Origin of the sequence: Cognatundibacterium oligocarboniphilum, from assembly GCF_013377855.1 — a bacterium.
Taxonomy (GTDB): Bacteria; Pseudomonadota; Gammaproteobacteria; order Burkholderiales; family Burkholderiaceae_D; genus Undibacterium; species Undibacterium oligocarboniphilum.
Genome location: NZ_JABXYJ010000001.1, coordinates 364,217 through 378,263 on the forward strand (window position 1 = coordinate 364,217; position 14,047 = coordinate 378,263).

The 14,047-nt window shown below is 54.3% G+C and carries 15 protein-coding genes; 1 reads left to right on the forward strand and 14 read right to left on the reverse strand.

Annotated elements, in window-relative coordinates:
* Window positions 1–52: 52 nt before the first annotated feature.
* The 12 genes from HV832_RS01745 to HV832_RS01800 form a co-directional block, all read right to left on the reverse strand.
* The gene (locus HV832_RS01745; protein ID WP_176801812.1) at window positions 53–1,675 is read right to left on the reverse strand and encodes a carboxyl transferase domain-containing protein; all 1,623 of its coding nucleotides are present in this window, start codon (window positions 1,673–1,675) and stop codon (window positions 53–55) included.
* Between the two features lie 21 nt (window positions 1,676–1,696).
* The gene (locus HV832_RS01750; RefSeq protein ID WP_176801813.1) at window positions 1,697–2,098 is read right to left on the reverse strand and encodes a YchJ family protein; all 402 of its coding nucleotides are present in this window, start codon (window positions 2,096–2,098) and stop codon (window positions 1,697–1,699) included.
* Window positions 2,095–2,499: a rhodanese-like domain-containing protein gene (locus tag HV832_RS01755; protein WP_176801814.1), complete on the reverse strand. Its 405-nt coding sequence runs from the start codon at window positions 2,497–2,499 to the stop codon at window positions 2,095–2,097. Before HV832_RS01755 ends, HV832_RS01750 begins: the two co-directional genes overlap by 4 nt.
* An 87-nt stretch (window positions 2,500–2,586) precedes the next feature.
* Window positions 2,587–3,192 carry a 2-hydroxychromene-2-carboxylate isomerase gene (locus HV832_RS01760; RefSeq protein ID WP_176801815.1) on the reverse strand — a complete coding sequence of 202 codons (606 nt, stop codon included), beginning with the start codon at window positions 3,190–3,192 and terminating at the stop codon, window positions 2,587–2,589.
* Window positions 3,193–3,263: 71 nt separating this feature from the next.
* Window positions 3,264–4,394 (reverse strand): acyl-CoA dehydrogenase family protein, encoded by a 1,131-nt coding sequence (locus tag HV832_RS01765; RefSeq protein ID WP_176801816.1) that lies wholly within the window; start codon window positions 4,392–4,394, stop codon window positions 3,264–3,266.
* 56 nt (window positions 4,395–4,450) lie between these two features.
* Window positions 4,451–5,119, reverse strand: a complete 669-nt coding sequence (locus tag HV832_RS01770; RefSeq protein ID WP_176801817.1) for an SDR family oxidoreductase — start codon at window positions 5,117–5,119, stop codon at window positions 4,451–4,453.
* Window positions 5,120–5,345: 226 nt separating this feature from the next.
* Entirely contained in the window at window positions 5,346–6,527 is a 1,182-nt protein-coding gene (locus HV832_RS01775; protein ID WP_176801818.1) for an acetyl-CoA C-acetyltransferase, read from the reverse strand.
* A gap of 19 nt (window positions 6,528–6,546) precedes the next feature.
* On the reverse strand, window positions 6,547–8,325 hold the full coding sequence (aceK, locus tag HV832_RS01780) for a bifunctional isocitrate dehydrogenase kinase/phosphatase (RefSeq protein ID WP_176801819.1): 1,779 nt from the start codon (window positions 8,323–8,325) through the stop codon (window positions 6,547–6,549).
* 13 nt (window positions 8,326–8,338) lie between these two features.
* The gene (locus HV832_RS01785) at window positions 8,339–9,268 is read right to left on the reverse strand and encodes a pyridoxal-phosphate dependent enzyme (RefSeq protein ID WP_176801820.1); all 930 of its coding nucleotides are present in this window, start codon (window positions 9,266–9,268) and stop codon (window positions 8,339–8,341) included.
* 129 nt (window positions 9,269–9,397) lie between these two features.
* On the reverse strand, window positions 9,398–10,582 hold the full coding sequence (locus tag HV832_RS01790; protein ID WP_176801821.1) for an isovaleryl-CoA dehydrogenase: 1,185 nt from the start codon (window positions 10,580–10,582) through the stop codon (window positions 9,398–9,400).
* Window positions 10,583–10,642: 60 nt separating this feature from the next.
* Window positions 10,643–11,083 carry a PaaI family thioesterase gene (locus tag HV832_RS01795; protein WP_218131923.1) on the reverse strand — a complete coding sequence of 147 codons (441 nt, stop codon included), beginning with the start codon at window positions 11,081–11,083 and terminating at the stop codon, window positions 10,643–10,645.
* A 120-nt stretch (window positions 11,084–11,203) separates the two neighbouring features.
* Entirely contained in the window at window positions 11,204–11,611 is a 408-nt protein-coding gene (locus tag HV832_RS01800) for a MerR family transcriptional regulator (RefSeq protein ID WP_176801822.1), read from the reverse strand.
* Between the two features lie 167 nt (window positions 11,612–11,778).
* Here HV832_RS01800 and HV832_RS01805 point away from each other — a divergent pair, with 167 nt between their 5' ends.
* A complete protein-coding gene (locus HV832_RS01805) occupies window positions 11,779–12,858 on the forward strand; it encodes an MBL fold metallo-hydrolase (RefSeq protein ID WP_176801823.1) in 1,080 nt (359 codons plus the stop codon).
* 53 nt (window positions 12,859–12,911) lie between these two features.
* On the opposite strand, the gene HV832_RS01810 is transcribed toward HV832_RS01805, so the two are convergent.
* Window positions 12,912–13,130 (reverse strand): hypothetical protein, encoded by a 219-nt coding sequence (locus HV832_RS01810; RefSeq protein ID WP_176801824.1) that lies wholly within the window; start codon window positions 13,128–13,130, stop codon window positions 12,912–12,914.
* Entirely contained in the window at window positions 13,127–13,987 is an 861-nt protein-coding gene (locus tag HV832_RS01815; protein ID WP_176801825.1) for a catalase family protein, read from the reverse strand. The genes HV832_RS01810 and HV832_RS01815 overlap by 4 nt, the downstream gene beginning before the upstream one ends.
* Window positions 13,988–14,047: the final 60 nt, after the last annotated feature.

Sequence of the window (14,047 nt, forward strand, 5' to 3'; positions counted from 1 at the left end):
GCGCATGATGTGGCCACGCGATCCGTTCCGGGTTTTCGCAGGAGAAGGGTGATTACATTCTGAACAAACCGAACTTCACATCCGGAATCGGCGCATTCAGCGCGGCGCTCAAGCCCAGCCCCAGCACCATACGGGTATCGGCAGGGTCGATCACACCGTCATCCCACAAGCGGGCAGAGGCGTAATACGGATGCCCCTGATGTTCATATTGCTCTTTGACCGGTTGTTTGAATGCGGCTTCTTCTTCCGCACTCCAGCTGCCGCCTTTACCTTCTATACCATCGCGTTTCACGGTGGCCAGCACGCTGGCGGCCTGTTCGCCACCCATCACGCTGATACGCGCGTTCGGCCACATCCACATAAAACGTGGCGAGAAAGCGCGGCCACACATACCATAATTGCCAGCACCAAAACTACCACGGATAATCACGGTGAACTTCGGTACATTCGCAGTCGCTACGGCCGTCACCATCTTCGCGCCGTTACGTGCAATGCCTTCGTTTTCATATTTGCGTCCGACCATGAAGCCGGTGATGTTCTGCAAAAAGACCAGCGGGATTTTGCGCTGGCAGCACAGTTCGATGAAGTGCGTGCCTTTTAACGCGGACTCAGAAAACAAAATACCGTTATTCGCAATAATGCCCACCGGCATGCCGTGAATATGCGCGAAACCGCAGACTAAAGTCGTGCCGTAGCGTGCTTTGAATTCGTCGAAATGACTGCCATCGACTATCCGCGCAATCACTTCGCGTACATCAAATGGCTTACGCGTATCGACCGGAATCACACCATACAATTCACTGGCCGGATATTTTGGTTCTGCAACTTCTTTCAGCACCACAGTCTGTGGTTTTTGGCGATTCAGATTCGAGACGATGGTACGCGCCAGCGACAGCGCATGCGTATCGTTCTGCGCCAGATGATCGACCACACCTGACAAACGCGTATGCACGTCACCGCCGCCAAGATCTTCGGCGCTGACGACTTCGCCAGTCGCCGCTTTCACCAATGGCGGGCCGCCGAGGAAAATCGTGCCCTGATTTTTAACGATGATGGATTCATCACTCATCGCCGGTACATACGCGCCACCAGCAGTACAGGAACCCATCACCACCGCGATCTGCGGTATACCTTTGGCCGACATTGTCGCCTGATTGTAAAAAATGCGGCCGAAGTGATCGCGGTCGGGGAACACATCGTCCTGATTCGGCAGATTCGCGCCACCACTGTCGACCAGATAAATGCAGGGCAGATTATTCTGTTCGGCGATTTCCTGTGCACGCAGATGTTTTTTGACGGTCATCGGATAATAAGTACCACCCTTGACGGTCGCATCGTTACAGACGATCACGCATTCCTGCCCGGCCACACGGCCGATGCCCGTAATCACGCCCGCCGATGGCGCCGCATCATTGCCGTTTTTTTCTTTGTACATACCGTAGGCCGCAAGCTGGGAAAATTCCAGAAACGGCGTGCCGGCATCCAGCAGCATTTGCACACGATCGCGTGGCAATAGTTTGCCGCGAGCCAGATGTTTACTGCGTGCTTCATCTCCGCCACCCAGCGCAATTTTCTCTATTTTGGCTTTCAGATCATCCACCACTGCCTGCATCGCAGCGGCATTGGTTTTGAAATCATCGGAACGTGGGTTCAGTTTGGATTCTAGGATTGTCATTATTTGGATTCCGGTATTGATTTATTTTTGAGGAAAGCTGCCATCGACATACAACCATTTGCCGTCATATTTCACAAAACGGCTGACTTCGTGCAGGCGATGCGCCTTACCTGCAATTTTGTAGCGGGCGACAAATTCCACGATGGCTTGGTCGCCGCCCTGCTGATGTTTCCTGACGTCCAGCCCCAGCCAGTTAGTCGGCTCATCATGTGTAATCGGCTCTGACGGACAGGTGCGTTCATCCCAGGTTGCGCGCAGATAAGCTTCGTCATTCAGCGTGTAAGCGCTGTAACGCGAGCGCATCAGCGCTTCTGCGGTTGGTGCTACAGCAGCTCCGCTGATATACACGCCACAGCATTGTTCATACTTTTTTGCTGAACCACAGGGACACAGACTGAGATTTTTTTGCTCTTGACGACTCATACAACTTTCTTGATTTCCTTAGCGACAGTAGGCGCTCCCGCGGCTTTCCAGGCAGTGAAACCACCTTCGATATGGGCCACGTTATCCAGTCCCATATCCATCAAAGTCTTGGTGGTCAGGGCGCTGCGCCAGCCTGCGGCGCAAAATAAAATGAATTCTTTTTTCTCACCGAAGACAGGACGGAAGTAAGGCGAATCCGGATCGACCCAGAATTCGATCATGCCGCGTGGTGCGTGGAATGCGCCAGCGATCACGCCTTCGCGCTCGAGTTCACGGATGTCGCGCACATCAATGAATTGCACGTCGCCTTTATCCAGCTTGGTCAGCGCTTCTGCAACGCTATAAGTCTTGATCTGCGCATACGCTTCGTCTACCAACTGCTGATAGCCTTTTTTTAACATGCTGTTCCCCTGATAACGCAGAAAAATTCTGCGTTTGCTCCTCGATTATTTTTTGATGGATTCAAGATTTTTACCATGCGGTGCTGATTAAAAACCACCCTGCTTCAACCATTGCTCGACTTGCGGCAGGCGGTCATTGCCCCAGAACGATTCACCGTCAACGATGATCCAGGGTGCACCAAAGATACCTTTTTCTATCGCCTGTTCACATTGCGCTTTCAACGCCTGCTTATAATGCGGATCTTCGCAGGCAGCCGCTGCTGCGGCACCATCCAGCCCGATCGCGCTTATCTGCGCCGCCAGCCAGTCAGTGTCATTCAATGCTGCCGGTCCGGAAAAATACGCGCGTGTGACCTGGCGCACAAATTCACCAGTGCGTTGCGGCGCGATATCTTGCAGCCACAAACACACCCGTGCGGTATTTTGTGTTGCAATAGGAAATGGTTCCGGCAAAACAAACGGTACCCCTGCATAACGCGCAGAGCGCAAAAAATCATGCTTGAAATAATCTGCCATCACCGGCGGTCGCATGGTCAGCGGACTGGAGCCGGTCACTTTGAATACGGCACCCAGCAACATCGGTTTCCAGCTCACTTCACGCCCATGCCGGGCCGCCAGCTGTTCTATGGATTGCGCAGCGATATACGCATACGGTGAAACAAAATCAAACCAGAATTCGACAGGTGCTTTCATCACGGCGTCCTTTTGTAGGTGATATCGGTAATCAGAATCTCATTAAAGAGCAATGTGGCAAGCACTTTACATCAGGCCAGCGCGCGGCTGATCAGGATTTTCTGTATCTCTGAGGTGCCTTCGTAAATCTGGCACACGCGCACATCGCGATAAATCCTTTCCACCAGAAAATCGCTGACGTAGCCGTAACCACCGTGTATCTGTATCGCATCGGAACAAACTTTTTCTGCCATTTCTGAGGCAAATAATTTCGCCATCGCGGCTTCTTTCAGGCAAGGCTTACCAGCGTCTTTCATGCTCGCTGCATGCCATATCAGCTGACGTGCAGCTTCGATCTGAGTTGCCATGTCAGCCAGTTTGAATTGCACCGCCTGATGTTCATAAATCGATTTTCCGAAGCTGCTGCGATCTTTGGCATACGCCAGCGCCGCTTCAAACGCTGCGCGCGCCATGCCTACCGATTGCGAGGCAATACCGATGCGGCCGCCTTCGAGTCCGGACAGCGCGATCTTGTAGCCCATGCCTTCTTCGCCGATCAGGTTTTCAGCCGGGATACGGCAATTTTCAAACAGGATTTGCGCGGTATCAGAAGAATGCTGGCCCATTTTGTTTTCAAGCCCGGCGACGATGTAACCCGGGGTTTTGGTCGGCACCCAGAATGCGCTGATCCCTTTTTTTCCTGCTGCTTTATCGGTCACGGCCATGACGATTGCGACATCCGCGTGTTTACCACTGGTGATGAATTGTTTGACGCCATTCAGTACATAATCATTGCCTTCGCGACGTGCTGTGGTTTTCAGATCAGACGCATCGCTGCCTGCATGCGGCTCGGTCAGGCAGAATGCACCCAGCATCTCACCTTGTGCGAGCGGCCGCAGCCATTGCTGTTTCTGCGCATCATTGGCATACATCATCGCGATACTGCACACCGGGCAGTTATTTACGGACACGACGGTCGATGTACCGCCATCGCCAGCAGCGATTTCTTCCAGCACCAGCGCCAGCGACAGGTAATCCATCCCGGCACCGCCGAATTCTTCCGGCACCGCAACGCCATACGCGCCCATCTGCGCCAGTTCTTTTAATTCTGCTGCCGGAAAATGGTGTTCTTTGTCCCAGCGTGCCGCATGCGGCACCAGTTTTTCCTGTGCAAATGCGCGAATCGCATCGCGGATCATTTCGTGTTCTGCTGTGAGCAACATGTTTGGTCTCGTCTTGATGTTATCTTGTCGGTTGTTTTGTCGATTGTTTTGTCTGATTACCAGTTCAGGCTGGTGCCGTTGTAATTGAAAAACTGGCCATTGTCGTCAGCACGCAGACCAGCCAGTGTTTTGCGTATGCCATGCGCACTGTCTGCCACCGGAAGTTCAGCACCGACACCGCCCATTTCTGTTTTGACCCAACCCGGATGCAGTGCCACGCAAATGGCCTTTTGCGTCTGCAAAGACACATCCTTGAGTACAGAATTCAACGCGGCTTTGCTGGCACGATATAACCAGCCGTGACTGCCGTTACGTTCACTGATGGAGCCCATCATCGACGATATGACAGCAAGACGTCCATGAGCGTTTTCGACCAATGGCAACACGATGGGTAAGATCCGCATCGCTGCCAGCACATTAGTGTGCATCACCTCATCAAACTGCTTGTCATGCGGCGTCTGCAATCCTGTTGTGCGCGGGCCATACACACCGGCATTCAGAATAGCGACATCGATTTTTTCATCATCCAATCGCCAGCCAAGACCACCGCAATCGTTGATGTTCGTGACATCCAAAGGGATAGCTTCACAATCCTGCGCTTGTAACGTCGTCAGGTCAACGGCCTTACGCGCCGTGGCAATCACACGCCAGCCAGCCGCCTTATATTGCAAGGCCAGCTCGTGACCGATACCGCGTGACGCGCCGATAATCAATGCTGTGGGCATCTTGCTTCCTTGTTGTCAGTTCTGCGTATGTCAGATTGCATTTCAAAATGCCCCACAGCGGTGTTGCCTGCAAGGGCGTCCTGATGAAAATAAAATTTTGTACCTATAGTTTTAACGCTGAGTAAGCGTAGCGAGCGACGCAATATTGAGTTGAGAAGCGCAGTCGTACTTGAGTACGACGAGCATCACAGGCTCAAGAGTGCGCCGCGCAGTAGCTTAATCAGTGTTAAAAAAGTTCGATGGCCATCGCGGTGCCTTCACCACCACCAATACACAAGGATGCCACACCGCGCTTCTTACCTTGTTTTTTCAGCGCGCCGATCAGCGTGATGATGATACGGGCACCGGAAGCACCGATAGGGTGGCCCAGCGCGCAGGCGCCACCGTGGACGTTGACTTTGTCGTGTGAAATGCCAAGGTCTTTCATCGCAGCCATCGGTACGGCGGCGAACGCTTCGTTGATTTCAAACAGGTCAACTGTATCTGTGGTCCAGCCGGTTTTTTTGTACAGCTTTTGAATCGCACCGATCGGTGCTGTGGTGAACCAGCCTGGCTCCTGTGCATGCGATGCGTGAGCAATGATTTTGGCGATCGGTGTCAGACCAAGTTCTTTGGCTTTGGACTCGCGCATCAGCACCAGTGCTGCAGCGCCATCGTTGATGGAAGAAGAAGATGCAGCAGTAATTGTGCCGTCTTTTTTGAAGGCTGGTTTCAATGCCGGGATTTTGTCGAGCTTGGCTTTCAGCGGACCTTCATCTTTATCAATCACAACGTCACCACCGCGACCAGAAATGGTAACCGGTGCAATTTCCCACGCGAACGAACCGTCTGCAGTTGCTGCCTGCGCACGCTTGACGGAAGCAATCGCAAATGCATCCTGATCTTCGCGGCTGAACTGGTATTTGTCGGAACAATCTTCGGCAAAAGTACCCATGGAACGACCTTTGTCATACGCGTCTTCGAGACCGTCGAGCATCATGTGATCGTAAATCATGCCGTGGCCGATACGGTAGCCGCCACGTGCTTTAGGAATAATGTAAGGCGCGTTGGTCATGGACTCCATACCGCCGGTCACCATCACTTCATTGCTGCCTGCGCTGATGGAATCAAATGCCATCATCGTCGCCTTCATCGCGGAACCGCACATTTTGGACAAGGTCACTGCACCAGTGGACATCGGCAAACCTGCCGCCAGCAATGCCTGACGCGCAGGTGCCTGACCCTGACCTGCCATCAGGCAGTTACCAAACAGGACTTCTTCCACCAGTTCCGGCTTGACGCCAGCGCGTTCAACCGCGGCCTTGATTGCCACAGCACCGAGCTGACTTGCCGTCAGAGACGCGAAATCGCTCTGAAATGCCCCCATAGGGGTACGGGCTGCGCCAACAATTACGATAGGATCTGTCATGGGATTCTCCAGTTAGAAATTATGTTGCGGATGGGTGGTAACTAAACCGTATCTCTTGCGGATACGGAAAGACATCGTCGACTTTGCCAGCCGCAATGCGCTGCTTGCGGGCCTGCCAGTATTCTGCGGTCAGCAGGTCGGCGTGGTATTTCATAAAAAATTCGCGGACTTTCTGGTTTCCCAGCAGGAAAGTGCCGAACTGTTCCGGGAATACATCGTTTTTTGCAATCGGATACCAGGGTTCGGCAGCCATTTCGTCTTCTTCATTGCGCGGCGCGGGTATCCGGCGGAAGTTGCAATCAGTGATGTATTCAATTTCATCGTAGTCGTAAAACACGACCCGTCCATGACGGGTGACGCCAAAATTTTTATACAGCATGTCGCCAGGAAAAATATTAGCGGCTACCAGGTCTTTGATCGCGTTGCCGTATTCGCGCACGCCGTGCTCCATCGCGGCCATGTCACCGCACTGTTCGGCTTCGGTCAGCCAGATGTTCAATGGCGTCATACGACGTTCAATGTAAAGGTGCTTGATGACGACTTCTTCGTCATTGACCTCCAGCAGCGACGGCGCAAACTGCCGGATTTCTGCCAGCAGTGCCTCGGAAAAACGGGCGCGCGGAAATGCCACATCGGAGTATTCCAGCGTGTCCGCCATGCGCCCCACACGGTCATGGTTTTTCACCAGCAGGTATTTTTCCTTGATCAGTGCCTTGGTAGTTTCTTTGGGCGGCGGAAAGCTGTCTTTAATCAGTTTAAACACATAAGGAAACGATGGCAGCGCAAATACCAGCATCACCAGACCACGGATACCCGGCGCAGTTTCAATACGGTCGGACGAGTAGCGCAAATGCTGCAGGAAATCGCGGTAGAACAGATTTTTGCCATGCTTTTGCAAGCCGATCATGGTGTATATTTCACTACGCGGTTTTTTCGGCAGAATGCTGCGGATGAACTGCACATACGCCGACGGCACCTCCATATCGACCTGAAAATACGCACGGGTAAACGAAAACAGCACCGTGATCTGCATGGAGTCGAACAGTATCGTGTCAAGCATCAGCGTGCCTTTGCGCTTGTGCATGATCGGGATCACGAAGGGATATTCACGGTTGCCGTTAATGCCTTTGCCGATGATATAGGCCGATTTGTTGCGGTAAAACAAATTAGCCAGTACCTGGATCTGGTGGTTAGGCTCCAGCTTTTCGCCGCCGAAATTTTTTTTCAGGCGTGCCTCAACCAGCGCCACATCGCGATCCAGATCTTCAAACACGGCATTCAGCCGGAAATTGGTGACAATGCGCTTGATGGTGTAATTCAGGCCGTCTGTCAGCGGGTAATACACGCGGTAAGTCGGCGGGGTGTCGTCACGCTCGATGTATTCGGTCGATGTCGCCGGACGTACAAAAATAAAGTCATTGTTAAAATACGTGCGGTGCAGAAGTTTGGTGCAGACCGTGTTAAAAAACGTCTCCGCCAGTTCTGGGCGCAGATGATCAGTCAGCAATCCCATGTAGTGCAATTTGACCTCGCGCCAGACTTCATCGGTCAGATCGTCCTCACCATACTCGTCTTCCAGCGCCTGCACGCATTCGCGCACCCGCATGTCGTAAAACTGGATACGTTCCCGTGCTGCCAGCTGCGCCGCTTTCCAGTCACCGGTTTCAAAAAACTGCTTCGCACGCTGACTTGACACCCGGAACAGCAGGTAGTGCTTGTCGAAGCCATCCAGGATCATGCGCGCAATGTCAAATGCGATCTGGGAAGACAGTAATTTCGGAAAATAGGTGTGGGGCATAATGGTAAGCGTCTCAGGTCAGATGAAACTGATTTTTCCAGACTGCCAGTTTATCTAAATCTACGCCGATTCCCCCACAAACCACAATCAAAGGACGCTTAAATTGCGCCAGCACAGGAAGTTGCTGTTCAGCCACGGCCAGCGTCGCGCCGCATGCCGGCTCGACCAGCACCCGCATCTCGTCCGCCAGCCGCAGGCAGGACTGCACGGCCTGTGCGTCCGTCACCACCACCGGACGGATATCGTGCTCACGACTGAGTGCAAAAGCATGATCCGCCACCCGGCGTGCGCCGAGCGAACTGGCAATCGAGGTAATGGCAGGCAGACTGACAGGGCCGCCCGCCCGGATCGCCGCATCGTAAGACGCCGCCCCTTCTGTTTCTGCCGCAATCACCGGGATATGCGCCAGACCGTTGCGCTGCAGACCGAGCACCACACCACTGAGCAGACCACCGCCACCAACCGAGCACAGCACAACGTCAAAATCATGTCGTCCGGCAACTTCATCGATCAGCGTTGCGTTGCCGTCCCAGATATCCGGATGATCGAATGGTGGGATATACACAGCGCCCGGCTGCTCGCACAGGCGCAACGCTGCCTGGTTGGCTTCATCCCAGACGCAGCCTTCCACGACCAGCGTGGCACCGATAGCGCGGATCGCCACACGCACGCTCTCATGCGTAGTCTGCGGCACCAGAATCGTGGTCGGAATACCGAGCGCTACGCCCGCCACAGCGGCAGCAAAACCGGCATTGCCGCCGGAAGGGCAGACGAACTGCCGGGCGCCGCGCTCTGCGGCACGCTGGCACATCAGGCCGATACCACGCAGCTTGAAGGAGCCGGACGGTTGGCAGTTTTCCATTTTCAGCCACACGGCCTGTCCCAGCTGCGCCGACAGGCGGCGATGCTGCAACAAGGAGGTCGTGATATGTAAATGCGACATCGTGTTGAATCCTGACATCAGATACGGAAACAGCCCTGCGAAAAGTACACCTGATCCTACGCCAGAGACCTGACTGAGCAGACATCTGTGTCATCGGTACAATGACAGCCCATTACCTTCTCTGTTTGCTTATTTCGTCTCGGCAAACAGTTCACGGCCAATCAGCATGCGGCGAATTTCGCTGGTGCCAGCGCCGATTTCGTACAACTTGGCGTCGCGCCACAGGCGACCAACCGGGTATTCGTTGATGTAACCATTGCCACCCAGCGTTTGTATCGCTTCGCCTGCCATCCAGGTCGCTTTTTCTGCCGAGTACAAAATCGCGCCAGCTGCATCTTTACGCAAGGCGCGTACCTGTTCCGGATTGGTAGCGCGGTCGCAAGCCTGCCCCACCGCATACACATAGGCTTTGCAGGCCATCATGGTCGAATACATATCCGCCAGCTTGCCTTGCATCAGCTGGAATTCACCAATCGGCTGGCCGAATTGTTTGCGGTCATGCACATACGGCACGACCACATCCATACAAGCCTGCATGATACCCAGCGGGCCGCCGGACAAAACGGTGCGCTCGAAATCAAGGCCGGACATCAGTACATTGACGCCCTTGCCAAGGCCGCCGAGCACGTTTTCAGCAGGCACTTCGCAGTCTTCAAACACCAATTCGCCCGTATGGGAACCGCGCATGCCGAGTTTGTCGAGCTTTTGGGCAATGCTGAAGCCTTTGAATCCTTTTTCAATCAGGAAAGCAGTCATGCCGCGTGGTCCCGCTTCCAGATCATTTTTGGCATATACCACCAGCACATCGGCATCGGGGCCATTGGTGATCCACATCTTGGTACCGTTCAACACCCAGCGGTCACCTTTGAAATCGGCACGCAGCTTCATGCTGACAACGTCGGAACCGGCATTCGGCTCGGACATAGCGAGCGCACCGATGTGTTCGCCGGAAATCAGTTTCGGCAGGTATTTTTGTTTTTGCTCTTCAGTGCCGTTGCGTTTGATCTGGTTCACGCACAGATTCGAGTGAGCACCGTAGGACAGACCCACGGAGGCGGAAGCGCGCGAGATCTCCTCCATCGCAATGATGTGGGCGAGGTAACCCATATTCGCGCCGCCGTATTCTTCGCTGACGGTGACGCCGAGGATGCCGAGATCGCCCATCTTGCGCCACAGATCCATCGGGAACTGGTCGTTGCGGTCGATTTCTGCCGCACGCGGTGCGATTTCGGCAGCAGCAAATTGTTGTACGGCTTCACGCAAAGCGGCGATATCGTCGCCATGATTGAAAGTTAAACCTGGGAGATGCAGCATGTCGTCCTCACTGAATTAGTAAAATACCTTTGTTTGCAAAATGACTATCTTATGGATAGTTTATTTTTTATCGATGACAAATAAAGTTTGTTGCATGATGGCGCAGAGTTGTTCCTTGCCGTGTTGTACTGCAAAGACTTCAGCGCTGGACACCACCAGCGTTTTTCCGGTTTTTAATACTTTCCCTCGTGCAATCAGGGTATCGCCGATGCCGGGTGCGACGATGTTGATCTTATACTCCGCAGTTAAGCACTCACTGACCGGCATCAGCAGCGTATTCGAGGCATAGCCTCCGGCAGCATCGGCGATGGTGCCAATCACTCCACCGTGAAAATAACCGTGCTGCTGGCTGACAGCGGCACTGAATGGCAGGCTGATCTCGCAGGCACCGGGGGTGATGCTGGTCAGACGGGCATCCCATGCCATCAATGCGCCCTGAGCATTAAAACTCTCCAGCAGCATCAGCGCCAGCTTGTGATCCAATATCGCGTGATCGTTCATAAGACCCTGCCCCGTCCTGGTAATTCTGTATCCTGAGCCTGTTTTATGCGACAGAAATAATACGTCTAATTGACGTTTACGTAAACGTCAATTCTGTTTTTTGCCGACAGCCCCGTAGTTTTACGGTGTAGCGTCAGAGATCCGGAGGATATCGGACGCCAGCAGGCGGCGACTTTCTTCTTCATGTGCGCTGATCTCTGCCAGCATGACTTCAATGTCTTCCCGCTGTTGTTCCAGCGCCGCCCGGTGACGCGCCAGCACCTCCAGAAAGCTTTGCAGCTGGACCGTGGTGTCTTTCGGGGAACGGTACATATCGACCAGACTTTTGATATCCGACAGACTCAGGCCCAGGCGCTTGCCGCGCAGCGTCAGCTTCAGGTGCGTGCGTTCGCGCGCGGTGTACACCCGGTTGCGCCCGCTGGGTCCTTCACGGGTCGGGTTCAGCAGACCCTGATCCTCATAAAAACGGATTGCCCGCGGGGTGATGTCAAATTCGCGTGCCAGTTCTGTGATGGTGTAAGTAGCCATGGTCTTTATCAAACACAAAAACGATTTTCTGATTACAATTCGCAGTTAACGTTAACGTCAACTGAATATCAGGGCATTGTAGGCTATTCCGGGCGACCTGTTATTCCGGAGTGATAAATTTTTGAACAGTGCAGCAAATACAGAACAACAAACTAATCGGGACAAGCATGAATTCTCTGGAACAGCAGTTGCACTATCCTTTCGCCGACACCCTGCCGGATACCGGCAAGACCTTCGAAATTGCGCCGGGTGTGCTGTGGGTGCGTATGGGCTTGCCGTTTGCGCTGAACCATATCAACCTGTGGCTGCTGGAAGACGAGGTCGAGACAGCACAGGGACGGGTGCATGGCTGGACAGTGGTCGATTGCGGCATTGCCAGCGATGCCACGCGCGATGCCTGGGAAGTATTATTCGGCGACCTCAGCAACCATCTGCGCGGCCTGCCGGTGGTGCGGGTGATTGCCACGCACTGCCACCCCGACCACATCGGGCTGGCGGACTGGCTGTGCACGCTGTGGAATGTGCCGCTCTGGATGACGGCGGGCGAATATGCGTTTGCCCGCATGATGTCGGCCGGCTTGCCGGGTGCCGACGGCACGGCGATGTTCCCGCATTTCCGCCGTCACGGTCTGACCGATCCGGCGATGCAAGAGCAGATTCAGGAACGCAAATCGCATTACACCCGGCTGGTGCCGACGGTACCGGTTGCCTATCGCCGCATACAGGAAGGCGTTGGTCTGGAAATCTGTGGCCAGTGCTGGCAGGTCATTACCGGCTTTGGTCATTCACCGGAACATGCCTCGCTGTACTGCGCGGAAAAAAATCTGCTGATTTCCGGCGACATGCTGCTGCCGCGCATTTCGACCAATGTGTCGGTGTTTGCGATCGAACCGGAAGCCAATCCAGTGCAGCAATACCTTGATTCGCTGCAAAAATATCTGCCGCTGCCGGCGGACGTACTGATCCTGCCGTCGCATGGCAAACCGTTTCAGGGTCTGCATACCCGGGTCACTCAGCTACAGGAGCATCACGCCGAGCGGCTGGCAGAGGTACTGGCGGTCTGCAGCACTCCGCAATCTGCCTGCGACATCGTACCGGTCATGTTCCGGCGTCCGCTGGATGCGCATCAGCTGACCTTTGCTATCGGCGAAGCGCTGGCGCATCTGCACAAGCTGTGGTTTGACGGTCAGCTGCAACGCATCGCCGGTGAAGACGGCGTATTCCGTTTCGTCAGAATCGCGTCCTGATATGACCTGTGCAGGAACGATTAGCGGTCAGTAAATACTGCCCGCTAATCTGGTTATTGCCGGAACTGGGTAGTATTGCCCCATTGCAGGCGACTGTTCTGCGGCCTGTCCTGCTCCTGACCGGGAATATCCCAGGTCACGACAGCGCGCTGACTGGTGTGATTATGTTGGCGGCGTAACGCCCCCAGGGTTTCATACATCGCTTTCCGTGCCCGGTTGATGCCCCCCACAGGCCGGTGTTCGGCAATCACATTCCAGGGATTGAACATCATCTGCTCGCCATAATCGCGTGCTCTTCGCTGTCGAATTCCTGGCGCGGAATACGGATTGTCGCCACCTTGCGGAACGGCGACAGCGATTCCGGCCATAACACACTGGCATCTTCCACCGGCATCCGTACCGGGTCGGTCTGCACCTGCACCATGAAATCAAATACCACGTCTTCCTGCCCCAGTTGCTCCAGCATGGCGCTGCGCAAAAAATCATCGGCAGGATGATCCGGCAGACTGTCCAGAGTACGGATTGCCGGCACCACGGCAAATTTCACCACCTCCCTGCCGAACAAAAAGGGCGTGACGCTGAAATAGGCAATATGTAATGGATTGGCGCATTTGAGCATCATCTGCCAGCCGCGAAATGCTGTTTTCCAGTGTCGCAGGCAATACCAGAAGGCGCTCCAGGTACCACCGCTCATTGCACGGTGCCAGCGCGCATAATGCGCGACATCCGGCGCAACACAGGTTTCCGCGCTTTGCAGCAGGAAATCCTGAGTCTGTTCCACGCTGTCATCTGCACTCAGCTTGTCTCCGGCAATACCGGTCAGCTTGATCGCCATACCACGCAGATCACCGTGCAGATCAGACCGCGGCACCGGATGCAGATTGGAAAAACGGACCCAGCTGCGATAGCGCCGGTGCGGCTGAAAAACCGGTGTCTGCAATTCTGCCGGCAAGCCTGGTTCAACGATCAGATAGGCGCGTACCAGTCCATGCATTTTCGGGTGATCATGGCGCAGCATCACGCCTTTGCTGTAGCGTTGCCGGAGCTTTGCCTGTATGTGTTGCAGCAGATCTTTGATATGGCGGGCTTCCCCGGCGGGTATTTTTTCAACAGTCAAAGACGATGACATAATCCCCCTCTTGTTTCCACGATCGGATTCCTCATTTAACCGTGCCAGCGCAGACCGGTA

What these genes read in the sequence shown, in the direction of transcription:
- HV832_RS01755 (WP_176801814.1), bottom strand. Translation starts at nt 2,499, where the DNA reads ATGTTAAAAAAAGGCTATCAGCAGTTGGTAGACGAAGCGTATGCGCAG.
- HV832_RS01800 (WP_176801822.1), bottom strand. Translation starts at nt 11,611, where the DNA reads ATGGCTACTTACACCATCACAGAACTGGCACGCGAATTTGACATCACC.
- HV832_RS01810 (WP_176801824.1), bottom strand. Translation starts at nt 13,130, where the DNA reads ATGATGTTCAATCCCTGGAATGTGATTGCCGAACACCGGCCTGTGGGG.
- HV832_RS01790 (WP_176801821.1), bottom strand. Translation starts at nt 10,582, where the DNA reads ATGCTGCATCTCCCAGGTTTAACTTTCAATCATGGCGACGATATCGCC.
- HV832_RS01745 (WP_176801812.1), bottom strand. Translation starts at nt 1,675, where the DNA reads ATGACAATCCTAGAATCCAAACTGAACCCACGTTCCGATGATTTCAAA.
- aceK (WP_176801819.1), bottom strand. Translation starts at nt 8,325, where the DNA reads ATGCCCCACACCTATTTTCCGAAATTACTGTCTTCCCAGATCGCATTT.
- HV832_RS01795 (WP_218131923.1), bottom strand. Translation starts at nt 11,083, where the DNA reads ATGAACGATCACGCGATATTGGATCACAAGCTGGCGCTGATGCTGCTG.
- HV832_RS01760 (WP_176801815.1), bottom strand. Translation starts at nt 3,192, where the DNA reads ATGAAAGCACCTGTCGAATTCTGGTTTGATTTTGTTTCACCGTATGCG.
- HV832_RS01775 (WP_176801818.1), bottom strand. Translation starts at nt 6,527, where the DNA reads ATGACAGATCCTATCGTAATTGTTGGCGCAGCCCGTACCCCTATGGGG.
- HV832_RS01805 (WP_176801823.1), top strand. Translation starts at nt 11,779, where the DNA reads ATGAATTCTCTGGAACAGCAGTTGCACTATCCTTTCGCCGACACCCTG.
- HV832_RS01815 (WP_176801825.1), bottom strand. Translation starts at nt 13,987, where the DNA reads ATGTCATCGTCTTTGACTGTTGAAAAAATACCCGCCGGGGAAGCCCGC.
- HV832_RS01785 (WP_176801820.1), bottom strand. Translation starts at nt 9,268, where the DNA reads ATGTCGCATTTACATATCACGACCTCCTTGTTGCAGCATCGCCGCCTG.
- HV832_RS01765 (WP_176801816.1), bottom strand. Translation starts at nt 4,394, where the DNA reads ATGTTGCTCACAGCAGAACACGAAATGATCCGCGATGCGATTCGCGCA.
- HV832_RS01750 (WP_176801813.1), bottom strand. Translation starts at nt 2,098, where the DNA reads ATGAGTCGTCAAGAGCAAAAAAATCTCAGTCTGTGTCCCTGTGGTTCA.
- HV832_RS01770 (WP_176801817.1), bottom strand. Translation starts at nt 5,119, where the DNA reads ATGCCCACAGCATTGATTATCGGCGCGTCACGCGGTATCGGTCACGAG.